The sequence below is a fragment of the Klebsiella sp. HMSC16C06 genome (assembly GCF_001808325.1).
Taxonomy (GTDB): domain Bacteria; phylum Pseudomonadota; class Gammaproteobacteria; order Enterobacterales; family Enterobacteriaceae; genus Klebsiella; species Klebsiella variicola.
The window spans coordinates 66,252-90,143 of the sequence record NZ_KV793021.1 but is presented as its reverse complement, the minus strand read 5'-3'; the positions used below and the strand labels follow the sequence as shown (position 1 = coordinate 90,143).

The following is a 23,892-nucleotide window of genomic DNA, read 5'->3' as shown; positions in this document are numbered from 1 at the left end:
AGCCTCGCGGGTATTAAATGTAGGAGGGGCGATCGTTTTTCGGTTCGGCGCCCAGCGTCCCCAGTACGGTTTTGCCGATCTCCCGGGCGGAGATCACCGCCTGGCGCACCGCGCCGGAGTCGCCGGAAATCACCAGGATGGCTTCGTTGCTGAAGCTGGTGCCGTGGGCCGGTGAGCTGTAAGCCACCACGTCGACGTTGGCTGATTTCAGCGCGGTATCGGCCATCAGCACGCCAACGGACGCCGGCGCGCCGACGATAATCCCGCAGGCGCGGCCCAGCGGAGCGCCGAAGGCTTTTTCCAGGGCGTAGCTGGCGCGCGCGGTATACTGCAGCTCGATATGACCCGCCTCGTTGCCGTAGACATCGCCGAAAGTACGGTCCAGCTCTTTCAGCGCGACCTCAATCCCGCGTTTGACGTCGGAAACATCGTTCCCGCCCAGCACAATCAGCGAGCCATGGCCGGCGCCGCCTTTGGTGTCGCGAGGAAGCTCAATGCTGACCACTTCGGTGTTGGTGGCTTTGACCGCTTCATCGGCGGCCATAATGTGCGGCCCGGCGCCGGTGCGCGCACCGAGGATGCCGATAGAGCGATAGCGTTTTTCAAGCTTCATGGCTTCCAGCAATGCGGCATCCACGTTGGCGATGACCAGCCCGAGGGTGTCGCCAATGGCGGTCCCGACAAATTCCGTTAAGCTGCAGCTTTTCTCTGCCATAGCCGTTTCTCCTGTGGGATGGGGGGTATCGGGAAGCGCCTGCTGCTCTGGCGTCGCCACACGGGCTATGACTTGCGCCATGATCTGTTCAACCAGCTCATTGCTGCTCATTGGCTATTCCCCTTCGGTAAGATTTTTTCAACATCGGTATGGGGGCGGGGAATGACGTGTACGGCTTTCACCTCGCCCACGTGGCGGGCTGCGGCGGCACCGGCGTCGGTGGCGGCTTTTACGGCTCCCACGTCGCCACGCACGATGACGGTCACCAGGCCTGAACCGATCCTTTCATAGCCAACTAATAAAACATTGGCCGACTTAACCATTGCGTCAGCGGCCTCTATGGCTGCGGTTAAGCCTTTGGTTTCTACCATTCCTAATGCTTCTTGTTGCATAAAGACCTCGCAGGGTATGTTCCAGTGAGGGAACTATATGGCGGGGCGGCGAAAAAGAATGGCTGAGTTGATGGTGTAGAACGAAAAAATAGTGGTTTTTATATAATAATAAATAGTCATGATTTATTTTATATTATTGTTTTTATTGGTTTTTATTTTACTTATTAATGTGATTATCTTGCGGGTGCTGTTCCGTATTTACATTTTTGGGCGTGATTTTTTAAATTGTTTTTGCTATGCGATATTTTGCGTGGTGTGATATTTGTTGGAAAATAAGCACTGCGCTTTTGCAATTTTTTATTATTGAGTTGGAAATAAAAATATCCCCTGAACGCCCGCCATTGCTGCATGGATTCGCGAGCAAATAGCAATAAATTGCTCTTCTTCAGCGACTTTACGCCGCCCGTTTTCCGCAGGATGCCAACACTTTGCTGCCGCCGGTTTCTATAGTGGGCCTCGCCGTACCCAACGAGCCAGCGGATGGTTGGCTGGCCTGGACACGAACTACGTCAAGAGGTGTCACAATGAATGGTTCTTTACGTGCGCAATGTATCGCCGAGTTTTTAGGCACCGGGCTATTTCTGTTTTTTGGTATCTGCTGTCTGAGTGCTCTGAAGCTGGCTGGCGCCAGCCTGGGGCTGTGGGAGATCTGTATTATCTGGGGACTGGGTATTTCTCTGGCGGTGTACCTGACGGCCGGCATTTCGGGGGGGCATCTGAACCCCGCCGTCACCGTCGCCCTGTGGCTGTTTGCCTGCTTCCCGGGCAGAAAAGTGTTGCCCTATATCGTGGCCCAGGTCGCCGGCGCGTTTGGCGGCGCCGTGTTGGCCTGGATACTTTACAGCACCCTGTTTACGCAATTTGAAACGGTACATCATATGGTGCGTGGCAGCCTGGAAAGCCTGCAGCTGGCCAGTATCTTCAGTACCTACCCGGCGCCTGAGCTCAGCATCTGGCATGCGGCGCTGGTGGAGGTGGTGATCACCTCGATGTTGATGGGGATGATCATGGCGCTCACCGATGATGGCAATGGCGTACCCAAGGGCCCGCTGGCGCCGCTGTTGATTGGCATTCTGGTAGCGGTGATCGGCGCCTCGACCGGGCCGCTTACCGGTTTTGCGATGAACCCGGCGCGCGATTTTGGCCCGAAACTATTTGCCTGGCTCGCCGGGTGGGGCGACATCGCGATGACTGGCGGAAGGGATATTCCCTATTTTATCGTGCCCATCATCGCGCCATTGCTGGGCGCCTGCCTCGGCGCCGCAATTTATCGTTTTCTCATCGCTAATAATCTTCCCTGTCATACCTGCGTTGAGGAGAAAAATACGCGTTAGCATCCAGTGAAAAATGTATTACTGAAATAGCAAAACTATTTCATGAACCGATATCACGAACCGCTCAAAAAGTCTCCCCGGGGTGGGAGACTTTTGTTATTGTCAATGCACTTTTTTATCGTCGACGGGATCTGATGCTAAAAAAGGGAAATATGAATAATATGTTTTATTTATAACAAAAAATTAACTGAGGGGTTTTATCATGATTTCTGCGAGTACCCTGAACTCAGAACTCATCAATAAAATCGCACAGGATTTTGCGCAAGCCACCAGTCTGGCGGTTGTGGTCGTCAATATTCACGGTGATGAGATTTCTGAACTGTTTAATTTCACGCCGTTTTGCCAACTCATGCGTCAGCACCCGGAGCACAGCGGACGCTGTCGCATGAGCGACCGCTGCGGCGGGCTGGAAGCCTCGAAAAATGACCAGCTGTGTATCTACCGCTGTCACGCGGGGTTAACTGATTTTTCCATCCCGCTGGTGATCGCCGGCCACCTCGTTGGCTTCGTGCTGTGCGGCCAGGTGCGTCTGAGCAATGATATTGAACTGGTTGATATTCTGAACGTGGATGACCGCTGGCAGGACGATCCGGCGCTGGTCCAGGCGTTTCGCGATGTGCCTGAGATGGACTATTCGCGGGTTATCGCTTCGGCGGATCTGCTGAAGCTGATCGTCGAGAATTGCCTGAAAAAACAGCTCAACTTTGTGGTTATCAAAGATAACCCGCCGCAGAACGACCCGGCGCAGGCCTGCCGGGCGGCCTCGCCGCACGATGGCAAAATGAAGAAGGCGCTGCGCTATATCGACGCGCATCTCTCCGATGAGCTGCGTCTGGAGGACGTGGCGGCGCACGTCTATCTCAGCCCGTACTACTTCAGCAAACTGTTTAAAAAGTATCAGGGGATCGGCTTTAACGCCTGGGTCAATCAGCAGCGGATGGCGAGCGCAAAAGAGCTGCTATGCCACAGCGACTGGAGCATTGCCAGCATCGCGCGGAATTTAGGTTTTTCGCAAACCAGCTATTTTTGCAAAGTGTTTCGCCAGACCTATCAGGTAACGCCGCAGGCATTTCGTCAGCAAATTAATGCCGGATCACAAACTGAGTCTTTTTAAATGACAATATTTTGCTATTGCCGATTTTTGATATCCCGGAGTATCTTCATCATTATAAAATGAAAAAAACGACAGTAGAGCAATAAATTGTCATAGCGCAACAAAATAGTGATATTCGAGGGATAAACTACACCAGTTTTTATTTTTGTGATGGGATAGAGTGTCCGTTAATACGAGACTGATGAATATCACAACACCGCTTCACCTCGCGGACGTCATTTTGCAGGCGATGAGGCGGTAAAAGTAAGCTTGAAACATTAACCGCGGATGCATGGCGCATCGGCGAATACAACCGACAGGTTCGACACCAGTTTGGTGTCAGGGAAGGGGGTGTAAATCCCCCGCAGCCCCCGCTGCTGTGATGCTGACGACCCCGCAAAAACCACTGATCGAAAGATTGGGAAGGGCGGGCGAGAACGAGGCTAAGCCAGAAGACCTGCCTGCCGGTAACTGACCAACAACTTCGGTGGGAAGTGGGTGGCTTAGCGGTGCGTGGTCGCAGGACCAGGCATGTGCGCAGCTATACCCCGACCACCTGAACAGGACAGGGTATGGCAACCAGGCGTGCGTTTATTCTTGCGGGTACCGGCAGCGGTTGTGGCAAAACCACCGTTACGCTTGGCCTGCTCAGCTTGCTCCAACAGCGCGGTTTGCGGGTGCAACCCTGTAAGGTAGGGCCAGACTACCTGGACACTGCCTGGCACACCGCCATCAGCGGCGTCGCCTCCCGCAATCTCGACAGCTTTATGCTTCCCGCCCCGATACTCAACGCGCTGTTTGCCGAACAACTGCAGCAGGCCGACATCGCGGTTATCGAAGGGGTGATGGGCCTGTATGACGGCTACGGCATCGACCCCAACTACTGCAGCAGCGCGGCCATGGCCAAACAGCTTGGCTGCCCGGTGATTTTGCTGGTGGATGGCAAAGCGGTGTCGACTTCCGTCGCCGCCACGGTGATGGGCTTTCAACACTTTGATCCGGCCCTCAACATCGCTGGCGTTATCGTCAATCGGGTTAACAGCGACGCGCACTTCCAGCTGCTGAAAAGCGCCATTGAGCGCTACTGTCAGGTGCCAGTGCTCGGCTATGTGCCGCGCGTGGAAGGCGTGGCGCTGCCCGAACGGCATCTGGGGCTGGTGACCGCCCGCGAGTCGGTGGTCAATCAGCAGGCATGGCGGGATTTTGCCAGCCTGCTGGGGCGCACCCTCGACATAGACCGGCTACTGGCCCTCAGCGAACTGGCCGCCATGCCGGTGGGCGAGTGGGGGGAACAGCTTGCCGCCGACGCCGGCGAAGGACTGACGCTGGCCCTCGCCGACGATGAGGCCTTCAATTTTTATTACCCCGATAACCTGGCGCTGCTGGCGCGCTGCGGCGTGAAGATGGTGCGCTTTAGCCCGCTGCGCGATCGCCAGCTGCCGGCCTGCCAGATGATCTGGCTCGGCGGCGGCTACCCGGAGCTGCATGCGGCCGGGTTGTCCGCCAACCATGAGATGCTGGCGCAGCTTCGCGCGGCGCACCGGCGCGGGGTGGCGATCTACGCCGAGTGCGGCGGCCTGATGTATCTGGGCACGACCCTGGAAGTCACCGGCGGCGAGCGCTACGCCATGGCGGATATTATTCCTGGACACAGCCGAATGGGGACGCGTCTGACCCGGTTCGGCTACTGCGAAGCGCAGGCGCAGCAACAGACGCTGCTGGCCGCTCCTGGCGAGTGGCTGCGCGGCCATGAATTTCATTACTCCGATTTTTCGCCCGCCACCCCTGCCGTACTGGCCTGCCGTAAACAGCGAGACGGTAAGACGCTCCAGCAGTGGCCGGGAGGATGGCAGTCCGGCAGCGCCTTTGCCAGCTATCTCCATGTCCACTTTGCCCAGCGCCCCACCATGCTCAACCACTGGCTGCGAGCGGCAAGGAGGGCGCAATGACTCTTCTCGCCTGGTGTGTGGCCTGGATACTTGATGTGCTCATTGGCGATCCGCCGCACTGGCCGCATCCGGTGCGCTGGATAGGTCGCCTGATCACCGTCAGCCAGCGTGTGGTGCGGCGCGTCTGCCATAGCGACCGGGCGCTGCGCATCGGCGGCGGGGTAATGTGGCTGGTGGTGACCGGCCTGACATGGGGCGTGGCCTGGGGCGCACTGGCGCTGGCGCACGGGCTCCATCCCTGGCTGGGATGGCTGGTGGAGGTGTGGATGATCTTCACCGTGCTGGCGGGACGCTGTCTGGCACAGTCGGCGATGGCGGTGGCCCGGCCGCTGCAGGCCGGGGATCTCGCCGAAAGCCGGCATAAGCTCTCCTGGATTGTCGGGCGCGATACCTCTCAGCTCCAGCCAGCGCAGATCAACCGTGCGGTGGTGGAGACCGTGGCGGAAAACACGGTGGATGGCATTATCGCGCCGCTCTTTTTCCTGCTGCTGGGCGGCGCGCCGCTGGCCATGGCCTATAAAGCGGTCAACACCCTCGATTCCATGGTCGGCTATAAACACGAAAAATACCGGGCGATCGGCATGGTCAGCGCCCGTCTTGATGATGTAGCCAACTTCCTTCCCGCCCGGCTGAGCTGGCTGCTGCTCAGCCTTGCCGCAGTGCTATGCCGGGAAGATGGCGCCCGGGCGCTGCGTACGGGCTGGCGCGATCGTTATCAGCACAGCAGTCCTAACTGCGCCTGGCCGGAAGCGACCGTCGCCGGCGCGCTGGGGATCCGCCTTGGCGGCCCGAACGATTACTTCGGCCAGCGCATTGAAAAGCCCTGGATAGGCGACGCCGTCCGCGACATCGCGGTGGACGATATTTCCCGAACCATTCGATTAATGTGGGTGGCGTCAAGCCTGGCGCTGGCGCTATTTATCGGCGTGCGCTACTGGCTGGTCGGCGCGGCCTGAGGAGAACCTGATGCAGTACATCCAACAACCGCAGGCGATCGAGGCGAAAAGCTTCGACATCATCAGCGAGATCATCGCCGAAACGCGACCGGACTACCGTTTCGCCAGCCCGCTGCACGAGGCGATTATCAAGCGGGTGATCCACACCACCGCTGACTTCGACTGGCTGGATATTCTGTGGTTTTCTCCGGATGCCCTGATCGCGCTGAGCGAGGCGTTGAGCCGGCCCTGCACGCTGTATACCGATACCACCATGGCGTTGTCCGGGATCAACAAAACCCTGCTGGCCCGCTTTGGCGGCGAATGCCGCTGCTATATCAGCGACCCACGGGTGGTGCGCGAGGCGCAAAGCCGGGGGATGACCCGCTCGATGGCGGCGGTGGATATTGCGGTGCAGGAGCCCGGGGAGAAAGTGTTCGTCTTCGGTAATGCGCCAACCGCGCTGTTTCGCCTGCTGGAACATCGCGAGACGGCCATCGGCGGCGTGGTGGGGGTGCCGGTCGGGTTCGTCGGCGCGGCGGAGTCGAAAGCGGCGCTCAGCGAGAGCGGCCTGCCGGCCATCGCCGCGCTCGGCCGCAAAGGGGGTAGCAACGTGGCGGCAGCGATTGTGAACGCTCTGCTTTACCACCTGCGGGAGGCGCAATGAGCGATCAGACCTTTGACGCCCCGGTATGGCATCACGGCAAAGCGCTGCGCAAGGGCTACACCACCGGCTCCTGCGCCACGGCGGCGGCAAAAGTGGCGGCGCTGATGGTGATGCGCCAGCATCTGATCCACCAGGTCTCGATCGTCACCCCCTCCGGCGTCACCCTGTGCCTGAACGTCGAGTCTCCGCACGTCGAAGGGCAGCAGGCGGTCGCCGCGATCCGTAAAGACGGCGGCGATGATGTCGACGCCACCCACGGCATGCTGATTTTTGCCCGGGTGACCCTCAATGACAGCGGAGAGATTAGCCTGTTGGGCGGCGAGGGCATCGGCACGGTGACCCGCAAAGGGATCGGCCTGCCGACAGGCAGCCCGGCGATAAACCGTACTCCGCGGCACACCATCGAGACCGCCGTGCGCGAAGCGATTGGCCCTTCCCGCGGCGCGCAGGTGGAAATCTTTGCTCCGGAAGGCGTACTTCGCGCGCAAAAAACCTATAACGCGCGGCTGGGGATCCTCGGCGGGATCTCGATTATCGGCACCACCGGGATCGTCACCCCGATGTCGGAAGAGAGCTGGAAGCGCTCGCTCTCCCTCGAGCTGGAGATAAAACGCGCCGCCGGGCTGGATCGCGTAGTGCTGGTGCCGGGCAACCACGGTGAGCGCTTTGTCCGCGAACAGATGGGCATCGACCCGCAGATAGTCGTCACCATGAGCAACTTCGTCGGCTACATGATTGAAGAGGCGGTCCGGCTCGGTTTCCGCCAGATTGTGCTCATCGGCCACCCCGGCAAACTGATCAAAATCGCCGCCGGGATCTTTCATACCCACAGCCATATCGCCGATGCGCGGATGGAAACCCTCGTCGCTCATCTGGCGCTGCTTGGCGCGCCGCTGCCGCTGCTGACGCTGGTCAGCGAGTGCGACACCACCGAAGCGGCAATGGAGCATATCGACGCCTGGGGATACCAGCGCCTCTATAACCATCTGGCTGAGCGAATCTGCCAGCGCGTTCTTGAGATGCTGCGCTTCACTCAGCACCCGCCCACCTGCGACGCGGTTCTGTTTTCTTTTGATAACCAGGTGCTGGGCAGCAGCCGTCCGCTGGCGGCGATTGCCCGGGAGCTGACATGTTGACGGTCGTGGGAATGGGCCCGGCGGGGCTGCAGTGGCTGGCCCCGGCCGCGCGCGAGGCGATCGCCGCCGCCGAGGCGCTGGTGGGCGGCAGCCGCCATCTCCAGCAGTTTCCCGCTTTCGCCGGCGAGCGCTACGCGCTGGGGGCTGATATTCCGGCGCTGCTGGCGTGGATCGAGGCCCGCGCCGGGCGCCACGTCGTGGTGCTGGCCTCTGGCGACCCGCTGTTCTATGGCATTGGCACCCGGCTGATTGCCCATTTTGGCCGGGAACAAGTGCAGGTGATCCCCGGCATCAGCGCGGTGCAGTACCTCTGCGCCCGGGCGGGCATCGACATGAACGACATGTGGCTGACCAGCAGCCATGGCCGGGCGGTGAGCGTCGATGCGCTGGCCGCCCACCGGAAAGTCGCCATGGTGACCGACGGCCGCTGTGGTCCGCGGGAGATTGCCGCCCAGCTGACGGCCCGCGGCAAAGGCCACCGCTGGATGGTGATCGGCGAAAATCTGGCGATGGAAAACGAGCGGATCCACTGGCTGCCGGTCAGCGCCGTGGAGGACGAATATGAGATGAATGCGGTGGTGATCCTCGATGAAAGATGAGCTGTTTTTGCGCGGCGCCCAGGTGCCGATGACCAAAGAGGCCGTGCGCGCGCTGGCGCTGGCGAAGCTGGAGCTGCACCGGGCGCGCCACCTGATTGATATCGGCGCGGGCACCGGCAGCGTCAGCATTGAGGCCGCCCTGCAGAACCCGGCGCTGCGGGTGACGGCGATTGAGCGTCAGGCCGACGCGCTGCGCCTGCTGGCGGAGAACCGGCAGCGCTTTGGCTGCGACAACATCGCTATCGTGGCGGGCGTTGCGCCGCTGGCGGTCGCCGACAAAGCCGACGCGATCTTTATGGGGGGCAGCGGCGGCCACCTGACGGCGCTGATCGACTGGTCGCTGGCGCAGCTGCATCCCGGCGGCCGGCTGGTGATGACTTTTATTTTGCAGGAAAACCTTCATAGCGCCCTGGGGCACCTGCAGCAGTGCGGCATCCACGAGGTGGACTGCCAGCAGCTGGCGGTCTCCACCCTGGCTACGCTGGGCAGCGGCCACTATTTCAAACCCCATAATCCCGTTTTTGTCATCGCCTGTCAGAAGGAAGAAAACCATGGCTGAGACTTTTGATCCCCATTGCGTGTGGTTCGTCGGCGCCGGTCCGGGCGATCGCGAACTGATTACTCTCAAAGGCTACCGTCTGCTGCAGCAGGCGCAGGTGGTGATCTACGCCGGGTCGCTGATCAACACCGAGCTGCTGGCCTACTGTCCGCCACAGGCGGAGTGCCACGACAGCGCCGCGCTGCATCTGGAGCAGATCCTCGACCTGATGGAGGCGGGGGTGAAGGCGGGAAAAACGGTGGTGCGTCTGCAGACGGGCGACGTCTCGCTGTATGGCTCGGTGCGCGAGCAGGGCGAAGAGTTGACCCGCCGCGGGATCCGCTGGCAGGTGGTGCCGGGCGTCAGCGCTTTCCTCGGCGCGGCGGCGGAGCTGGGGGTGGAGTATACGGTGCCCGAAGTCTCGCAGAGTCTGATTATTACCCGTCTGGAAGGGCGCACGCCGGTTCCCGCGCGCGAACAGCTGGAGGCCTTTGCCAGCCATCAAACCTCGATGGCGATTTACCTGTCGGTGCAACGTATTCACCGGGTGGCGGAGCGGCTGGTGGAGGGCGGCTACCCCGCGACCACCCCGGTCGCGGTGATTTACAAGGCCACCTGGCCGGAAAGCCAGACCGTCCGCGGTACCCTCGCGGACATCGGCGACAAAGTACGCGACGCCGGGATCCGCAAAACGGCGCTGATCCTGGTCGGCCCCTTCCTCGGCGATGAGTATCACTACTCAAAACTGTACGCAGCGGATTTTAGCCATGAATACCGTAAAGCCTGAATCCATTGCCCTGTTTTGCCTGACGCCCGGCGGCGTGCGGTTGGCAAAACGGCTGGCGGCCATGCTGCCGCTCACCTGCTACACCAGCGAAGCGCTGCAGGAAGCGGGGTTTATCCCCTTCAACGGCGGCTTTGCCAGCGCAGCCCGCGAGGCATTCAGCAGCTTCTCGGCGCTGATTTTTATCGGCGCCACCGGGATTGCCGTGCGGGTGCTGGCCCCGCTGGTGAATGACAAGTTCAGCGACCCGGCGGTGGTGGTGATTGATGAGCGCGCCCGGCACGTCATCAGCCTGCTCTCCGGCCATGCCGGGGGGGCGAATGCGCTGACCCGCTATCTGGCCGGGATGCTCGACGCCGACCCGGTGATCACCACCGCCACCGATGTCAACGAGCTGGCCGCCCTCGACACGTTGGCCTTCCAGCTGAACGCCCGGATGACCGATTTTCGCGCGGCGGTGAAAACCGTCAACCAGATGCTGGTGAGCGGCAAGCGGGTGGGGCTGTGGTGCGACGGCGAATTCACCGAGGCGCTAAGCCGGTGCGACCAACGCGGCTTTATCCCGGTAAGCGACCTGGCGCGCTTGCCGGCGCTCGACGCGCTGATCTGCGTCACCCTGCGCCGGTCGCTGCCGTCGCTGCCGGTACCTCACTGGAAGCTGGTGCCCCAGCGGGTGGTGGCGGGCATCGGCTGTCGGCGCGACACCCCCTGTTCCTTGCTCTGTACGTTGCTGGATCGCCAGCTTGCCGCTCAGCGTCTTGACCCGCTGGCGCTGAAAGCGATCGGCAGCGTGAGCCTGAAGGCAAACGAGCCGGGGTTGCGCCAGTTGGCTCACCGCTGCCGGGTGCCGTTCGAAACCTTCAGCGCCGAGGCGCTGCGCGAGCACGAGCACCGCTTTCCGGCCTCGTCTTTTGTCCGGGAGACGGTCGGCGTCGGCAGCGTCTCCGGTCCGGTGGCCTGGCTGCTGAGTCAGGGAAACCTGTCCGGCGAAACCCTGCGCGAGCAGGGCGTGACCATTACTTTGGGAGTAACACACTGATGTTAAGCGTAATCGGAATTGGCCCTGGCTCGCAGGCGATGATGACCATGGAAGCCGTGGAGGCCCTGCAGGCGGCAGAGATTGTGGTGGGCTACAAAACCTACACCCACCTGGTAAAAGCCTTTACCGGTGACAAGCAGGTGATCAAAACCGGCATGTGCAAAGAGATTGAACGCTGCCAGGCCGCCATTGAGCTGGCGCAGGCCGGGAACAACGTTGCGCTGATCAGCAGCGGCGACGCCGGCATCTACGGCATGGCGGGGCTGGTGCTGGAGCTGGTCAATAAGCAGCAGCTGGACATTGAGGTCCGTCTGATCCCAGGGATGACGGCGAGTATCGCCGCCGCTTCGCTGCTCGGCGCGCCGCTGATGCATGATTTCTGCCATATCAGCCTCAGCGATCTGCTGACGCCGTGGCCAGTGATTGAAAAACGCATTGTCGCCGCAGGGGAAGCAGACTTCGTTATCTGTTTTTACAACCCCCGCAGCCGCGGCCGCGAAGGGCATCTGGCGCGCGCCTTTGCGCTGCTGGCGGCCAGCAAAAGCCCGGACACGCCGGTCGGCGTAGTCAAATCCGCCGGGCGCAAAAAGCAGGAGAAATGGCTGACCACCCTCGGAGAGATGGATTTTGCCCCGGTGGATATGACCAGTCTGGTCATCGTCGGCAACAAAGCGACTTACATCGACAACGGTCTGATGATCACCCCGCGAGGCTACGCGCTGTGAACCACGGCGACGTGCTGGTTATCGGGGGCACCAGCGATGCGCGGGCGATCTGCCAGCAGCTGGACGCCGCCGGCGTGCGCTACACCCTGTCGGTGGCGACCCCCACCGGCGAGCGGCTGGCCGGCGATATCCGCGGGCGGATACGCTGCGGGCGCATGGAGTGGCAGCAGATGGCGGAGTGGCTCAGGGCGCAGCGCACCCGCTGGGTGATTGACGCCTCTCACCCCTACGCCGAGGCGGTCAGCCAGAATATTGTGCGCGCCTGCGCCAGCGTCGGGGTCCTGCTCAGCCGCTATCAAAGGCCGGAGCAGCTGAGCGATCTGCGCCATCCGCTACTTCACGTGGTCGGCGATCTGAACGAGGCCTGCGTGCTGGCCCGTCGCCTCGGGGAGCGGATCCTGCTGACCACCGGCAGCAAAGATCTGGCGGCCTGGCGGGCGGGACTGGCGGACAAAACGCTGCTCGCCCGGGTGCTGCCGGTGCCGGAGGTGGTTCAGCACTGTAGCGATCTGGGGTTTGGCGTCGGGGAAATCTTTGCCCTCTGCGGGCCGTTCAGCGCCGAATTTAACGCCGCCTTTTATCGCCAGTGCCGGGCTGATGTTGTGGTAACGAAAGCCTCGGGCGCGGAAGGGGGCTATCAGGAAAAAGTACAACCCTGTCTTGATGCGGGGATCCCCTGCATCGTCATTACCCGCCCGGCGCCGCTGGTGAAGGGCGATGAATTACTGGAAAGCCAGGCCGATTTCGCTACGCGGCTGACGCGCTGGCTGTCGGCGACTTGAGGAACAGGATATGAAAAAAGCACTTCTGGTGGTGAGCTTCGGCACCAGCTATCACGACACCCGCGAGAAGAACATTACCGCCTGCGAGCGCGATCTTGCCGCCAGCTGTCCGGATCGCACGCTGTTCCGCGCCTTCACCTCGGGGATGATTATTCGCAAACTGCGGCAGCGCGACGGTATCCATATCGATACCCCGCTGCAGGCCCTGCAAAAGCTGGCTGAGCAGGGGTACCAGGATGTGGCGATCCAGTCCCTGCACATTATCAACGGCGACGAGTACGAGAAGATCGTTCGCGAAGTGCAGAGCCTGCGCCCGCGCTTTCAGCGCCTGACGCTGGGCGTGCCGCTGCTGAGCGGTCATGGCGATTATGTTCAGCTGATGCAGGCCCTGCGCCAGCAGATGCCGCCGCTGGCGGCGACGGAGCGAGTGGTGTTTATGGGGCACGGCGCCAGCCACCACGCCTTCGCGGCCTACGCTTGTCTGGATCATATGATGGCGGTGCAGGGTTTTCCGGCGCGGGTGGGGGCGGTGGAAAGCTATCCCGAAGTGGACATCGTCATTAACGAACTCTCCCGCCAGGGCGTGACCGGCGTGCATCTGATGCCCCTGATGCTGGTGGCCGGCGATCATGCCATTAATGATATGGCCTCCGACGAAGACGATTCGTGGAAAACCCGCTTCAATGCCGCCGGCATCCCCGCCACGCCGTGGCTGAACGGGTTAGGGGAAAATCCGGCGGTGCGGGCGATGTTTGTCGCCCATCTGCAGCAGGCGCTGAATAACGCGATGGAGAAAGCAGCATGAGCGGCAAACTCTACGCCCTGAGCACCGGGCCGGGGGCGGCCGATCTGATCACCGTGCGTGCGGCGCGGATCCTCGGCCAGTTGGATGTGCTGTATGCGCCAGCCGGCCGCAAAGGCGGCGACAGCCTCGCGTTCTCCATCGTGCGCGAGTACCTTGGCGCACACACGGAGGTCCGCTGCTGCCATTTTCCGATGAGCGCCGACAGCGCGGAAAAAGAGGCGGTGTGGAACGACGTTGCCGCGGCGCTGGCCCAGGAGGTGGCGGCGGGCAGGCAGGTCGGATTTATCACCCTCGGCGACGCCATGTTGTTCAGCACCTGGGTCTTTCTGCTGCAGCGGATTGGCTGCCCGGACTGGCTGGAGATTGTCCCTGGCGTTACCTCCTTCGCCGCCATTGCCGCGCGGGCGAAAACCCCGCTGGCTATGGAGCAGCAGTCGCTGGCGGTGATCTCCTGTACCGCGCCGGAAGCGGACATTGCCGCGGCGCTGCGCCAGCATGACAGTCTGGTGCTGATGAAAGTCTACGGCCGCTTCGCCCGCATTAAGGCGCTGCTGGCGCAGGCGGGGCTGCTGGATGCGGCGCTGATGATGTCAGAGGCCACCCTGCCGGGCGAGCAGTGCTGGCGCCGTCTGCGCGAGGTCAGCGATGACCAGCCGCTGCCCTATTTCTCGACCATCCTGGTTAACAAACAGTGGGAGGAGGCGTAATGAATCAGGTGAAATCGCTGAAGCAGCTTTCGTACGGGGGGCTGGCGGCGGCTGTTCTGCTGATCATCGTCCCGCAGGAGGCGTTCGCCATGCATATCATGGAGGGTTTTTTACCGCCGATGTGGGCGCTGGCGTGGTGGCTGCTGTTTTTACCCTGCCTGTGGTACGGCCTGGTGCGCCTGCGGCGTATCGTCCAGGAGGAGAGCAATCAGAAGGTGCTGCTGGCCCTCTGCGGGGCGTTTATTTTTGTTCTTTCGGCGCTGAAGATCCCGTCGGTGACCGGCAGTTGCTCGCACCCGACCGGCGTCGGTCTGGCGGTGATCCTCTTCGGGCCGGGCGTGGTGGCGGTGCTGGGGGCGATCGTTCTGCTGTTCCAGGCGCTGCTGCTGGCGCATGGCGGCCTGACCACCCTTGGCGCTAACGGGATGTCGATGGCGGTGATCGGCCCGATGGTCGGCTATCTGGTGTGGAAGCTGGCCTGCCGGGCGGGGATCCGTCGCGATGTCGGGGTCTTTCTCTGCGCCATGCTGGCGGATCTGATGACCTACTTTGTCACCTCCGTCCAGCTCGGGGTGGCCTTTCCCGATCCGGCCACCGGGGCAGGTGGATCGATCCTGAAGTTTATGGGGATCTTCTGCCTGACGCAGATCCCAATCGCCATCGCGGAAGGATTGCTTACCGTGATGATCTACGATCAACTGACCAAACGGCGGCTGATCGCCGCGGAGGGACATTAATATGAAAAAGCCCCTGATCCTGTTGGCGATGGTGGTTGCCCTGATGATCCTGCCCTTTTTTATTAATCATGGCGGTGAGTTTGGCGGTTCGGACGGCGAAGCGGAGAGCCAGATCCAGGTGGTGGCGCCGGATTATCAACCCTGGTTCCAGCCGCTGTACGAACCGGCGAGCGGCGAGATTGAGAGCCTGCTGTTTACCCTGCAGGGCTCGCTGGGCGCGGCGGTGATTTTTTACATTCTCGGCTATGCGAGGGGCAGGCAGCGCCGTGATGACCGGGTTTGACCGACTCAGCTACCAGAGCCGCTGGTTGCACGTGGCGCCAGAGCGTAAGTTTCTGCTCTGGCTGCTGCTGATGGTGCTGGCCTTTACGCTGCCGGCGTGGGGCCAGGCGCTGACGCTGGCGCTGACCGCCGCGCTGACCTGCTGGCTGCTGCGGGTCTCATTCTGGCGCTGGTGCCGCTGGATGGCGCTACCCTTTGGCTTTTTGCTGGTCGGCGTGCTGACCATTGTGTTCAGCGTCAGCCGCGACCCGCAGATGCTGTTAGCCAGCATCCGGCTGGGCGCTTTCTCTATAGGAGTGTCCACTCCGGGGCTGGTCGTGGCCGGGGAGACCTTCTGGCGCAGCCTGGCAGCGATGGCGGCCACGCTCTGGCTGGTGCTTAATCTGCCTTTCCCACAGCTGATTATCTTGCTCAAGCGCGGTCGCGTACCGCGACTGTTGACGGAGCAGATCCTGCTGACCTGGCGCTTCATTTTTATTCTGTTGGACGAGGCGATGGCGATTCACCGCGCGCAAACCCTACGTTTTGGCTATGGTAGCGTGCCGCAGGGCTATCGCTCGCTGGCGATGCTGGTGGGACTGCTGTTCACTCGCGTCCTCCTGCGCTATCAGCAGATGAGCACCGCGCTGGATATCAAATTGTACCAGGGTGATTTTCACCTCTAAGGATAAGTATGCTTGCCACAACCGATCTCTGGTTTCGCTATCAGGATGAGCCGGTACTTAAAGGGCTGACGCTGGATTTTTCCCGCCATGCGGTGACCGGCCTGGTGGGGGCCAACGGCTGCGGAAAGTCGACGCTGTTTATGAACCTGAGCGGCCTGCTGCGCCCGCAGCAGGGGGCGGTGCTGTGGCAGGGAGAGGCGCTGAATTACAGCAAGCGCGGTCTGCTGGCGTTGCGCCAGCAGGTGGCGACGGTGTTTCAGGATCCGGACCAGCAGATCTTCTATACCGATATCGACAGCGATATCGCTTTTAGCCTGCGTAATCTCGGGGTGGCGGAAGAGGAGATCGCCCGCCGGGTGGATGAAGCGTTGACCCTCGTTGATGCTCAGGGGTTTCGCCAGCAGCCGATCCAGTGTCTCAGCCATGGGCAGAAAAAACGGGTGGCGATCGCCGGGGCGCTGGTGCTGCAGGCGCGTTACCTGCTGCTTGACGAGCCCACCGCGGGCCTCGATCCCCGGGGGCGGGCGCAGATGATCGCCATCATCCGGCGCATTGTCGGGCAGGGGCGACGCGTGGTGATCTCCAGCCACGATATCGATCTGATCTATGAGGTGAGCGACGCCGTTTACGTTCTGCGTCACGGCGAAGTGCTGGCTGCGGGGGATCCCGGCGAGGTCTTTGCCTGCTCGGAGATCATGGACCGGGCAGGATTGACCCAGCCGTGGCTGGTGAAACTTCATAGCGAACTGGGATTGCCGCTGTGTAAAACCGAAGCGGAGTTTTTTCAGCGGATGCACAACAACGCGATAGGCGCGATAAAGGAGGCGTCATGACGCTGGCAGTGATGTTACAGGGCACGGCTTCCGACGTGGGGAAAAGCGTACTGGTGGCGGGACTGTGCCGTATTTTTCATCAGGATGGGCTGCGTACCGCGCCGTTTAAATCACAGAATATGGCGCTGAACTCCGGCATTACGCCGGATGGCAAAGAGATGGGCCGGGCGCAGATTTTCCAGGCCGAAGCGGCAGGGATCGCGCCGGATGTCCGCATGAATCCGATTTTGCTCAAGCCCACCAGCGACCGTCAGGCGCAGGTGGTCCTGATGGGGCAGGTGGCGACCAGCATGGACGCGGTGAGCTATCACCAGTACAAGCCGCGCCTGCGCGAGCAGATCCTCGCGGTCTACCAGAGCCTGGCCGGAGAGTATGAGGCGCTGGTGCTGGAAGGGGCCGGCAGTCCGGCGGAGATTAACCTGCGCGACCGCGATATCGTCAATATGGGCATGGCCGAGATGGCGCAATGTCCGGTGATCCTGGTGGCCGATATCGACCGCGGCGGGGTGTTTGCCGCGATTTACGGTACGCTGGCGCTACTGCAGCCTCAGGAGCGGGCGCGGGTGAAAGGGGTGATTATCAATAAATTCCGCGGCGATGTGGCGCTCCTGCGCTCGGGGATAGAGCAGATCGAGGCGTTGACCGGGGTGCCGGTGTTGGGCGTTATGCCGTGGCTTGACGTGGATCTCGAGGATGAGGACGGCGTCGCGCTGCAGGCCGGGAAATACCATCGCACCGACCGGCGCGACATCGACATCGCCGTGGTTCACCTGCCGCATATCGCCAATTTTACCGACTTTAACGCCCTGGCGGCGCAGCCAGACGTCCGGGTGCGCTATGTCCGCGACCCGCAGGCGCTGGCCGACGCCGACCTGGTCATTCTCCCGGGCAGTAAAAATACCCTCGGCGATCTGTGCTGGCTGCGCGAGAGCGGCATGGCGCATGCAGTCGAGCAGGCCCGGCAGCGCAAGGTGCCGCTGCTGGGGATCTGCGGCGGCTATCAGATGCTCGGCGAAACCATTATCGATGAGGTGGAGTCTGGCCTTGGCACCCAGCCCGGACTGGGGGTGTTGAAGACCGTGACCCACTTCGCCCAGCACAAAACCACCACCCAGGTGCAGGCGACCCTGGGAACTAACCTCCCGGGATGGTTAGCCGACGCGGCAGGTCTGCATGTCAGTGGCTACGAAATTCATATGGGCGAGACGCGCCGTGAGGCCGGCAGCCCGCCGCTGCTGCAGCTGCATAAAGCGGGACAGTCAGTAGAGGACGGGGCGATAAGCGACGACGGCCTGGCATTCGGCACCTATCTCCATGGCCTGTTCGACAGCGATGCCTTTACCCGGGCGCTGCTCAACGGCCTGCGCCAGCGCAAAGGGCTGGCGCCGCTGGATAGCGCCCTGGAGTATGCCCGCTATAAAACCCGGCAGTTTGATCGGCTGGCGGACGCCATGCGCGAACATATCGCCATCGATAAAATTTACGCCATCATGCGCCAACATCAGGAGCCCCTATGCTGACTCTGGTTACCGGCGGCGCGCGCAGCGGCAAAAGCCGCCATGCCGAGGCGCTGATTGCCGATGCGCCGCAGGTGTTATATATCGCCACCTCGCAAATCTTTGACGACGAGATGGCCGCAAGGATCCAGCACCATCGCGACGGCAGGCCCGCCCACTGGCGCACCGCCGAGCGCTGGCAGCAGCTTGATGAACTGATCACCCCGGATATCGCCCCAGCGGAGGCGATTCTGCTGGAGTGTATCACCACCATGGTCACCAACCTGCTGTTCGCGCTCGGCGGCGACAGCGACCCCGACGGCTGGGATTACGCCGCCATGGAGCGGGCTATTGATGACGAAATGGGCGTGCTGATTGCCGCCTGTCAGCGCTGCCCGGCGCACGTCGTGCTGGTGACCAACGAGGTGGGGATGGGCATTGTGCCGGAGAACCGCCTGGCGCGGCATTTTCGCGATATCGCCGGGCGGGTCAATCAGCGCCTGGCGGCCGCGGCGGATGCGGTCTGGCTGGTGGTCTCCGGCATCGGCGTCAAAATCAAATAACTCAATCGCTGGCTGACCGGGCCAGCCCTGGCAGGGATTCTGTATGGAAAATTTAAACACGGTTCTGCGGGCGATCCCCGCGCCGGACGCCGACGCCATGGCGCGGGCACAACACCATATCGACGGCTTGCTCAAGCCCCCCGGCAGCCTCGGCCGTCTGGAGGCGCTGGCGGTGCAGCTGGCGGGAATGCCCGGCCTGGGCGGCCAGCCGCAGGTGGCGAAAAAGGCCCTGCTGGTGATGTGCGCCGATCATGGGGTGTGGGACGAAGGGGTAGCGATTTCGCCGAAAGCGGTCACCGCCATCCAGGCGGCGAATATGACCCGCGGCACCACCGGCGTCTGCGTGCTCGCCGCCCAGGCCGGGGCGCAAGTGCATGTGATTGATGTCGGTATCGATAGCGAACCGCTCCCCGGGGTGGTGAATATGCGGGTGGCGCGGGGCTGCGGCAATATTGCCCGCGGCCCGGCCATGACCCGTGAGCAGGGGCAGGAATTGCTGCTGGAGGTGATGCGCTACACCCGCGCGCTGGCCCGGGAGGGCGTTACTCTGTTTGGTGTCGGCGAGCTGGGGATGGCCAATACCACGCCGGCGGCGGCGATGGTCAGCGTTCTGACCGGCAGTGATGCGCAGGAGGTGGTCGGGATTGGCGCCAATCTGCCGTTGGCGAAGGTTGGCAACAAGGTGGAGGTGGTGCGGCGGGCTATCGCCGTCAATCAGCCCGACCCGAATGATGGTCTCGATGTGCTGAGCAAAGTCGGTGGTTTCGATCTGCTGGGGATGGCGGGCGTGATGCTGGGAGCGGCGTCCTGCGGGCTGCCGGTGGTGCTGGATGGCTTTCTCTCCTACGCGGCGGCGCTGGCGGCGTGCCAGATAGCGCCGGAGGTAAAACCGTATCTGATCCCGTCCCACTATTCGGCGGAGAAGGGGGCGCGTATCGCGCTGGCGCACCTGGGCCTCGAACCGTATCTCAATATGGGCATGCGTCTGGGCGAAGGCAGCGGCGCGGCGCTGGCGATGCCGATCGTCGAGGCAGCCTGCGCGATGTACCATCGCATGGGCATGCTGGCGGCAAGCAATATTGTGTTACCGAAGGGGTAAGCCGGCGAGGGGGCGGCAATAGCCGTTCCCGTTTTCGGCAGAGGTTTGCCGACGGCAGAAACAAAAAAACACCCTTGAGGGTGTTTCAGGTTGCTGGCAAAAAAGGAAAAAGCGTAGTTTTTCCTCCTTTGTGGTTATCAGCCGAAAATCAATAAATTGATTTTCCTTGTTACTTTTCTGGCGCAATCTGCAAGCTTCAATGAAGGTGCGCTACCTGACATAAGTCACGCGCGCTCCTGCTGTTTGAGATGACGCAGCACAATCCGGCCTTCCGCAGAAAATACGCCATCAAAGCGTATCCAGCCGGTATCGGGAAGTTGGGCATAAATAAGATAATTAAGGTGCCCCGGACGGGGCTGCGGCTGCAACTCCACGCGCAACTGGCTCAGGCGGGGTTCGTAGCGCAGTAACGTCTCTTCTATCTGGTGTATCAAACCATGAATACCCGCGGTCATTCCCTGATGAATCATGCTGAGGTCCGGCAAACCATAATCCGGTAAATGCGCCAGCGTTCCTGCCCGGCAGTTGATGATGCGCTGCATGTTGTCCATAACGGAGAGAATAAGCTGATCCCGCTCGCTGACCTGCTCCAGCGGCAGCTCACCACTGAAGCTGAAAGTCAGCATTTCAAATAAAGAAGATGCTGCCATCGGTTACTTATCCTGAAGGGGGAGCAGGCGGAGATCGCTTCTCATCAGCTCTATGGTGCGGGGCCTGTCAGCTTCCAGTTCATCCCTTTTGAGTACCAGTCGCCAACTGTTGCTTTGTTCATCGGGGTGATAAAACTGACCAACGATGGCGACAAACTGGGTCTCTTTATCCAGAGGGACATTCAGGGAAACCGCACCCGCTGGCTTCATCCAGACGGTATGTTTGGCCAGTACATCTGATTTCAGCGTTTTTTCTTCCTGCATAAGCAACGTGTCATAGTTGGCCTCGTCAAAACGCTCACGTGTTTTCAGTTGCCAGACATGGATCATTGTGGAAAGCGGTGTGTCTTGCGCATCTGTATTCAGCGCGCTGCGCGATACAAAATCGAGATGCAGCGTTTTGATCTGCTTGTAGAAAATCGCCGATGCTACTTCTTTAGTGCCGTCAGTCACTCTCTGGGTCAGACCGCAGCCGCTCAGCAGCGTCGCGGCGGCAAGTACGCTGACAGCATGTCGTTTATAGGGTGTAAGAAACATGAGTAACACTCTCCCTGTTGCGGGTGGATGATGTGGGTATGAGTCCTTGATAACGCCCGAGACTGACCGTGACCGTACCAGCGACTGGGGCAGCAAAAGACGCCCGCAGCACGCCCGTTCGGCTTACCTGAACGCGCTGTTTTCCCAACTGTACCGGAGGCAGCAGACTGACGGGCAAAGTCAGTTGCAGGCGGGCCTGGTAGCGCCAGCCTAGATAGACACGCAACAGCACCAGCAGGTCGGTATGTAGTTGCCCGCCCGGCAGCCAGCCGCGTGCCTCTCCGTCGTCTTCGGTATATAGCTTCAGCAGTAACTGGCTGTTAACATCAGTGCCGGTGTTGCCCAGCAGTGCCCGAGTTTTCAGGCAAATACGCGATCTTTTTGATAAACCCGCAGGTTCAGGCAGGACAATCTGTTGTGGATCGTGCGGGATAACTGTCGCTTTCGTCTGGGGGGCCAGTAATCTGACCAGCGCCGTTATGCCTTCTGCTGTACGCGTCGGCAGACGCATCACGCTGAGTAATGCAAGAAAACGCGAGACCGGCGTGGCGATATGATTTTCGCTGCCGGGAATGCCCAGACCAATCAACCCCAGCAGGCAGCGGGAAATATTATCCACGGCTCCCGGTTCAAACGACGTAGGGTAATTATATTTGCGCCAGATACGATAGTACTGAGTGATAAAGCGATGGTTAAAAATGTCCAGAAACGCCATCATCGCTTCATGGCCGTCCCGGCGCTGCGCGATGTAGTCGAGATAAGCTGTCGGCAGCGGTGAATCCACACCGTACAGCCCCAGAAACGTGGTGCGCACCGTGGGTGGCGCGTCAGGATGATCCAAATCTTGTTCGACGCTTTTTAGTTCGCTGACCGGGAACCCCATCCCCGGATGTGGACGAAAACGGACGGGATCGTCTGCCGGATTGGTTGTGCTCCCCAGCGGTGGCGTCTGTGGTTGGCTTTGTTCAAGAAGCTGGCAGAAACGGTAAAAGTTAATTCGGTTAATGTCCGGAGCAAGTCTTTCCGTCAGCCCGGTACGCGCTGGCTGTGGTGTTCTGTCCATTGCAAACATTTTCCTGTAGGTTGCAGAATCAGCGTCAACTGAGTAAATAAGTGGATGTCGGCATACAGGGCGAAAAAGCGGTGCAGCAGTTCGCCAAACAGGGTGATATCGCCTTCGCCGGCGAAACCGTTGCTGTCCAGCGTGACCTGAATATCCACGCCGCGCAGTAGAAAACCTTTTTCAAAACGCTGAATCAGGTGATGCTGAACGTCAACGATTGCCTCCAGACGGCGTCGATTCATTTCGCTTTCCGTCCAGTCGTACAGCGCCAGCGTGCCGCGCAAGATTTCGGCGTTGTCCATCATTGACAGGAAGTTGGAGCCTAAGTGGCTGAGAACCCGCCAGTGGAAACGGTCACGCGCCGGGGGATAACAGGGCTGCGTCGGCGCGCACAGGTTGCGCACCCGCAGTGTATGCTGCGTGGCGTAGACGGGGGTGTCCAGCACCGTGCTCTGCAGCGCTTTACGCGGAAGCTGACCGTTGGTGCCGGTCAGACTCAGGGACAGGGTTTCGTCTTCCAGCAGGCGGTCGATATCGAATGCGTCGCCCCCAAGGATCAGCCAGGTATCATGCAAACCGGAAGGGCCGCGTTTTACCCGCGTATGGTAATAACGTTCCGGCGAATCGTGACGCAACATCCCGCCCCGGTGGCGAAAACTGGAAAAGGGCACATATGCCTGACTGCCGGTGTGTCGCGAAGAAATAATATTATCGACGGAGTAAATTTCCGTATGCCCGTCCTGAATACGCATGGGGCGCAGCAAGTATTCATTTTCCAGCGGAGAAAGATGCAGTGGATCGGCTTCCAGGGGGAACAGGTTGATCACCGGTACGCAGTGCAGGCGGATATTTTCGGTGCTGAACGGCAGATCGTGAGACCAGCTTTCCGCGAGCACCACGTCAATTTCGAATCCACTCATTCCTGCCGGCCAGACCACATTCTCCAGCCCGTTGAGGGCGACAAACATAAACTTCTCGCGGAAGGTGAAATACTCCAGTAGTAGTTGGTAGCCGCTGAAGGCCGATTCGCCTTTTGGCCAGAGCGGATCGTCCTTACCGAACCCCATCGGGGAAAAATAACCGTCCAGTGTCCGACGTTCCTCCCCCGGCAGGCGAAACCAGATTTGCTGCACCCCCAGCGTCAGCGCCCGGTGTAATGCACAAGCCAGCGGACTGTCCGCATTGAGATAGAGCGGCAGTCTCGATAAATCAATCTGTGACCCGTCGCCAGCCAGCGGGCTGCACTCAAAGCGCAGACGGATAACCGAGCGTCCATCCTGTTCGTACTGTAACGACACCTCTGGTAAAGCCAGCGGAAGCAGGGTGATATCCCGCGTGGCGCTGTAGCAGCAACGTGTCCGGTGTTCGCCGACGGGCCTCGAGAGCACCTGAAAATCCCTCAGTGTTTCGCTCTGCTTCATTTGCCGATGATCGGTTAACAGTTCCACCACCGACAGCGACGGGATTGTACGCAGATAATGAGGCCACAGGAGGCTCACCAGCCCCTCAGTCAGTTCAGGTAGATCGTCATCCAGTTTTTCCCGCAGGCGGCCCATCAGGAAGGCGAAACCTTCGAAGAGACGTTCGACGTAAGGGTCGCGCGCGCCGGGCTTATCGAGATTGAGCATAGCGGCGCGATCAGGATACGCTTGTGCAAACTCTTTACCCGCTTCACGCAGGTAGCGCATTTCGGCTTCGTAATAGCGTTGGGTTAAATCATCCATAATGAGCATTTCCTTAATAGCCGGTGATGATAATGGCCTGTCG

The 23,892-nt window shown here is 60.7% G+C and carries 27 protein-coding genes and 1 riboswitch; of the genes, 21 read left to right on the top strand and 6 right to left on the bottom strand.

All coding sequences use genetic code 11. The features are described from left to right. Positions 1-13 precede the first annotated feature (13 nt). Complete coding sequence (gene pduB, locus HMPREF3142_RS23115) at positions 14-826, bottom strand: propanediol utilization microcompartment protein PduB (protein WP_012540676.1); 813 nt, start codon at positions 824-826, stop codon at positions 14-16. Then, the gene (gene pduA / locus HMPREF3142_RS23110) at positions 823-1,107 is read right to left on the bottom strand and encodes a propanediol utilization microcompartment protein PduA (RefSeq protein WP_002915737.1); all 285 of its coding nucleotides are present in this window, start codon (positions 1,105-1,107) and stop codon (positions 823-825) included. The genes pduB and pduA overlap by 4 nt, the downstream gene beginning before the upstream one ends. A 524-nt stretch (positions 1,108-1,631) precedes the next feature. On the opposite strand from pduA, the gene pduF reads away from it, so the two are divergent. The 21 genes from pduF to cobT all read left to right on the top strand — a co-directional run bounded on the left by pduF (position 1,632) and on the right by cobT (position 19,875). Further along, complete coding sequence (gene pduF / locus HMPREF3142_RS23105; protein WP_012967303.1) at positions 1,632-2,441, top strand: propanediol diffusion facilitator PduF; 810 nt, start codon at positions 1,632-1,634, stop codon at positions 2,439-2,441. Between the two features lie 202 nt (positions 2,442-2,643). Beyond that, complete coding sequence (gene pocR / locus HMPREF3142_RS23100; protein WP_012967304.1) at positions 2,644-3,555, top strand: transcriptional regulator PocR; 912 nt, start codon at positions 2,644-2,646, stop codon at positions 3,553-3,555. Between the two features lie 280 nt (positions 3,556-3,835). After that, positions 3,836-4,014, top strand: a riboswitch (cobalamin riboswitch). Between the two features lie 92 nt (positions 4,015-4,106). Beyond that, a complete protein-coding gene (locus tag HMPREF3142_RS23095; protein ID WP_070612741.1) occupies positions 4,107-5,483 on the top strand; it encodes a cobyrinate a,c-diamide synthase in 1,377 nt (458 codons plus the stop codon). Continuing rightward, positions 5,480-6,439, top strand: a complete 960-nt coding sequence (cbiB, locus tag HMPREF3142_RS23090; RefSeq protein ID WP_070612740.1) for an adenosylcobinamide-phosphate synthase CbiB — start codon at positions 5,480-5,482, stop codon at positions 6,437-6,439. The genes HMPREF3142_RS23095 and cbiB overlap by 4 nt, the downstream gene beginning before the upstream one ends. Before the next feature lie 10 nt (positions 6,440-6,449). After that, positions 6,450-7,085 carry a cobalt-precorrin-8 methylmutase gene (locus HMPREF3142_RS23085; RefSeq protein WP_002915711.1) on the top strand — a complete coding sequence of 212 codons (636 nt, stop codon included), beginning with the start codon at positions 6,450-6,452 and terminating at the stop codon, positions 7,083-7,085. After that, on the top strand, positions 7,082-8,221 hold the full coding sequence (gene cbiD, locus HMPREF3142_RS23080; RefSeq protein WP_016161752.1) for a cobalt-precorrin-5B (C(1))-methyltransferase CbiD: 1,140 nt from the start codon (positions 7,082-7,084) through the stop codon (positions 8,219-8,221). The genes HMPREF3142_RS23085 and cbiD overlap by 4 nt, the downstream gene beginning before the upstream one ends. Beyond that, the gene (locus HMPREF3142_RS23075) at positions 8,215-8,820 is read left to right on the top strand and encodes a cobalt-precorrin-7 (C(5))-methyltransferase (protein WP_070612738.1); all 606 of its coding nucleotides are present in this window, start codon (positions 8,215-8,217) and stop codon (positions 8,818-8,820) included. The genes cbiD and HMPREF3142_RS23075 overlap by 7 nt, the downstream gene beginning before the upstream one ends. After that, positions 8,810-9,379, top strand: a complete 570-nt coding sequence (locus HMPREF3142_RS23070) for a decarboxylating cobalt-precorrin-6B (C(15))-methyltransferase (RefSeq protein WP_016161750.1) — start codon at positions 8,810-8,812, stop codon at positions 9,377-9,379. Before HMPREF3142_RS23075 ends, HMPREF3142_RS23070 begins: the two co-directional genes overlap by 11 nt. Further along, positions 9,372-10,145: a cobalt-precorrin-4 methyltransferase gene (locus tag HMPREF3142_RS23065; protein ID WP_004149602.1), complete on the top strand. Its 774-nt coding sequence runs from the start codon at positions 9,372-9,374 to the stop codon at positions 10,143-10,145. Before HMPREF3142_RS23070 ends, HMPREF3142_RS23065 begins: the two co-directional genes overlap by 8 nt. Then, positions 10,126-11,181: a cobalt-precorrin 5A hydrolase gene (gene cbiG / locus HMPREF3142_RS23060; protein ID WP_048964004.1), complete on the top strand. Its 1,056-nt coding sequence runs from the start codon at positions 10,126-10,128 to the stop codon at positions 11,179-11,181. The genes HMPREF3142_RS23065 and cbiG overlap by 20 nt, the downstream gene beginning before the upstream one ends. Continuing rightward, positions 11,181-11,906 carry a precorrin-3B C(17)-methyltransferase gene (locus HMPREF3142_RS23055; RefSeq protein WP_008806290.1) on the top strand — a complete coding sequence of 242 codons (726 nt, stop codon included), beginning with the start codon at positions 11,181-11,183 and terminating at the stop codon, positions 11,904-11,906. The genes cbiG and HMPREF3142_RS23055 overlap by 1 nt, the downstream gene beginning before the upstream one ends. Next, the gene (locus HMPREF3142_RS23050; protein ID WP_070612736.1) at positions 11,903-12,688 is read left to right on the top strand and encodes a cobalt-precorrin-6A reductase; all 786 of its coding nucleotides are present in this window, start codon (positions 11,903-11,905) and stop codon (positions 12,686-12,688) included. The genes HMPREF3142_RS23055 and HMPREF3142_RS23050 overlap by 4 nt, the downstream gene beginning before the upstream one ends. A 10-nt stretch (positions 12,689-12,698) precedes the next feature. Beyond that, positions 12,699-13,493, top strand: coding sequence for a sirohydrochlorin cobaltochelatase (cbiK, locus tag HMPREF3142_RS23045; protein ID WP_008806288.1), 795 nt, complete (start codon positions 12,699-12,701; stop codon positions 13,491-13,493). Next, positions 13,490-14,200 carry a cobalt-factor II C(20)-methyltransferase gene (locus HMPREF3142_RS23040; protein ID WP_070612735.1) on the top strand — a complete coding sequence of 237 codons (711 nt, stop codon included), beginning with the start codon at positions 13,490-13,492 and terminating at the stop codon, positions 14,198-14,200. The genes cbiK and HMPREF3142_RS23040 overlap by 4 nt, the downstream gene beginning before the upstream one ends. After that, positions 14,200-14,937: a cobalt ECF transporter S component CbiM gene (gene cbiM, locus HMPREF3142_RS23035; RefSeq protein WP_008806286.1), complete on the top strand. Its 738-nt coding sequence runs from the start codon at positions 14,200-14,202 to the stop codon at positions 14,935-14,937. The genes HMPREF3142_RS23040 and cbiM overlap by 1 nt, the downstream gene beginning before the upstream one ends. A 1-nt stretch (position 14,938) precedes the next feature. Next, entirely contained in the window at positions 14,939-15,220 is a 282-nt protein-coding gene (locus HMPREF3142_RS23030; protein WP_008806285.1) for an energy-coupling factor ABC transporter substrate-binding protein, read from the top strand. After that, positions 15,207-15,884 carry an energy-coupling factor ABC transporter transmembrane protein gene (locus tag HMPREF3142_RS23025; RefSeq protein ID WP_023287951.1) on the top strand — a complete coding sequence of 226 codons (678 nt, stop codon included), beginning with the start codon at positions 15,207-15,209 and terminating at the stop codon, positions 15,882-15,884. The genes HMPREF3142_RS23030 and HMPREF3142_RS23025 overlap by 14 nt, the downstream gene beginning before the upstream one ends. A gap of 8 nt (positions 15,885-15,892) precedes the next feature. Further along, the gene (locus HMPREF3142_RS23020) at positions 15,893-16,717 is read left to right on the top strand and encodes an energy-coupling factor ABC transporter ATP-binding protein (RefSeq protein ID WP_070612733.1); all 825 of its coding nucleotides are present in this window, start codon (positions 15,893-15,895) and stop codon (positions 16,715-16,717) included. Continuing rightward, the gene (locus tag HMPREF3142_RS23015; RefSeq protein WP_070612731.1) at positions 16,714-18,237 is read left to right on the top strand and encodes a cobyric acid synthase; all 1,524 of its coding nucleotides are present in this window, start codon (positions 16,714-16,716) and stop codon (positions 18,235-18,237) included. Before HMPREF3142_RS23020 ends, HMPREF3142_RS23015 begins: the two co-directional genes overlap by 4 nt. Further along, positions 18,231-18,776 carry a bifunctional adenosylcobinamide kinase/adenosylcobinamide-phosphate guanylyltransferase gene (gene cobU / locus HMPREF3142_RS23010; RefSeq protein WP_008806281.1) on the top strand — a complete coding sequence of 182 codons (546 nt, stop codon included), beginning with the start codon at positions 18,231-18,233 and terminating at the stop codon, positions 18,774-18,776. Before HMPREF3142_RS23015 ends, cobU begins: the two co-directional genes overlap by 7 nt. Before the next feature lie 43 nt (positions 18,777-18,819). Continuing rightward, positions 18,820-19,875, top strand: a complete 1,056-nt coding sequence (gene cobT, locus HMPREF3142_RS23005) for a nicotinate-nucleotide--dimethylbenzimidazole phosphoribosyltransferase (RefSeq protein WP_070612729.1) — start codon at positions 18,820-18,822, stop codon at positions 19,873-19,875. Positions 19,876-20,099: 224 nt separating this feature from the next. Here the strand turns inward: cobT and tssE are convergent, their stop codons facing one another. From tssE to tssF, 4 genes are read right to left on the bottom strand one after another with little or no spacing between them, the layout of a single operon-like run. Further along, the gene (gene tssE / locus HMPREF3142_RS23000) at positions 20,100-20,525 is read right to left on the bottom strand and encodes a type VI secretion system baseplate subunit TssE (protein WP_070612727.1); all 426 of its coding nucleotides are present in this window, start codon (positions 20,523-20,525) and stop codon (positions 20,100-20,102) included. A gap of 3 nt (positions 20,526-20,528) precedes the next feature. After that, entirely contained in the window at positions 20,529-21,062 is a 534-nt protein-coding gene (gene tssJ / locus HMPREF3142_RS22995) for a type VI secretion system lipoprotein TssJ (RefSeq protein ID WP_012540696.1), read from the bottom strand. Further along, positions 21,043-22,125: a type VI secretion system baseplate subunit TssG gene (tssG, locus tag HMPREF3142_RS22990; protein ID WP_070612725.1), complete on the bottom strand. Its 1,083-nt coding sequence runs from the start codon at positions 22,123-22,125 to the stop codon at positions 21,043-21,045. The genes tssJ and tssG overlap by 20 nt, the downstream gene beginning before the upstream one ends. Next, a complete protein-coding gene (tssF, locus tag HMPREF3142_RS22985; RefSeq protein WP_048268387.1) occupies positions 22,089-23,849 on the bottom strand; it encodes a type VI secretion system baseplate subunit TssF in 1,761 nt (586 codons plus the stop codon). The genes tssG and tssF overlap by 37 nt, the downstream gene beginning before the upstream one ends. Positions 23,850-23,892: the final 43 nt, after the last annotated feature.

Bases quoted from the DNA above. Each gene is read 5' to 3' on its own strand.
- tssE (WP_070612727.1), bottom strand. From the start codon at position 20,525: ATGGCAGCATCTTCTTTATTTGAAATGCTGACTTTCAGCTTCAGTGGT.
- tssJ (WP_012540696.1), bottom strand. From the start codon at position 21,062: ATGTTTCTTACACCCTATAAACGACATGCTGTCAGCGTACTTGCCGCC.
- HMPREF3142_RS23070 (WP_016161750.1), top strand. From the start codon at position 8,810: ATGAAAGATGAGCTGTTTTTGCGCGGCGCCCAGGTGCCGATGACCAAA.
- pocR (WP_012967304.1), top strand. From the start codon at position 2,644: ATGATTTCTGCGAGTACCCTGAACTCAGAACTCATCAATAAAATCGCA.
- cobT (WP_070612729.1), top strand. From the start codon at position 18,820: ATGGAAAATTTAAACACGGTTCTGCGGGCGATCCCCGCGCCGGACGCC.
- HMPREF3142_RS23015 (WP_070612731.1), top strand. From the start codon at position 16,714: ATGACGCTGGCAGTGATGTTACAGGGCACGGCTTCCGACGTGGGGAAA.
- cbiB (WP_070612740.1), top strand. From the start codon at position 5,480: ATGACTCTTCTCGCCTGGTGTGTGGCCTGGATACTTGATGTGCTCATT.
- tssG (WP_070612725.1), bottom strand. From the start codon at position 22,125: ATGGACAGAACACCACAGCCAGCGCGTACCGGGCTGACGGAAAGACTT.
- HMPREF3142_RS23040 (WP_070612735.1), top strand. From the start codon at position 13,490: ATGAGCGGCAAACTCTACGCCCTGAGCACCGGGCCGGGGGCGGCCGAT.
- pduF (WP_012967303.1), top strand. From the start codon at position 1,632: ATGAATGGTTCTTTACGTGCGCAATGTATCGCCGAGTTTTTAGGCACC.
- HMPREF3142_RS23055 (WP_008806290.1), top strand. From the start codon at position 11,181: ATGTTAAGCGTAATCGGAATTGGCCCTGGCTCGCAGGCGATGATGACC.
- cbiD (WP_016161752.1), top strand. From the start codon at position 7,082: ATGAGCGATCAGACCTTTGACGCCCCGGTATGGCATCACGGCAAAGCG.
- HMPREF3142_RS23025 (WP_023287951.1), top strand. From the start codon at position 15,207: ATGACCGGGTTTGACCGACTCAGCTACCAGAGCCGCTGGTTGCACGTG.
- cbiM (WP_008806286.1), top strand. From the start codon at position 14,200: ATGAATCAGGTGAAATCGCTGAAGCAGCTTTCGTACGGGGGGCTGGCG.
- cbiG (WP_048964004.1), top strand. From the start codon at position 10,126: ATGAATACCGTAAAGCCTGAATCCATTGCCCTGTTTTGCCTGACGCCC.
- cobU (WP_008806281.1), top strand. From the start codon at position 18,231: ATGCTGACTCTGGTTACCGGCGGCGCGCGCAGCGGCAAAAGCCGCCAT.
- pduB (WP_012540676.1), bottom strand. From the start codon at position 826: ATGAGCAGCAATGAGCTGGTTGAACAGATCATGGCGCAAGTCATAGCC.
- tssF (WP_048268387.1), bottom strand. From the start codon at position 23,849: ATGGATGATTTAACCCAACGCTATTACGAAGCCGAAATGCGCTACCTG.
- HMPREF3142_RS23095 (WP_070612741.1), top strand. From the start codon at position 4,107: ATGGCAACCAGGCGTGCGTTTATTCTTGCGGGTACCGGCAGCGGTTGT.
- HMPREF3142_RS23085 (WP_002915711.1), top strand. From the start codon at position 6,450: ATGCAGTACATCCAACAACCGCAGGCGATCGAGGCGAAAAGCTTCGAC.
- HMPREF3142_RS23030 (WP_008806285.1), top strand. From the start codon at position 14,939: ATGAAAAAGCCCCTGATCCTGTTGGCGATGGTGGTTGCCCTGATGATC.
- HMPREF3142_RS23065 (WP_004149602.1), top strand. From the start codon at position 9,372: ATGGCTGAGACTTTTGATCCCCATTGCGTGTGGTTCGTCGGCGCCGGT.
- HMPREF3142_RS23020 (WP_070612733.1), top strand. From the start codon at position 15,893: ATGCTTGCCACAACCGATCTCTGGTTTCGCTATCAGGATGAGCCGGTA.
- HMPREF3142_RS23075 (WP_070612738.1), top strand. From the start codon at position 8,215: ATGTTGACGGTCGTGGGAATGGGCCCGGCGGGGCTGCAGTGGCTGGCC.
- pduA (WP_002915737.1), bottom strand. From the start codon at position 1,107: ATGCAACAAGAAGCATTAGGAATGGTAGAAACCAAAGGCTTAACCGCA.
- cbiK (WP_008806288.1), top strand. From the start codon at position 12,699: ATGAAAAAAGCACTTCTGGTGGTGAGCTTCGGCACCAGCTATCACGAC.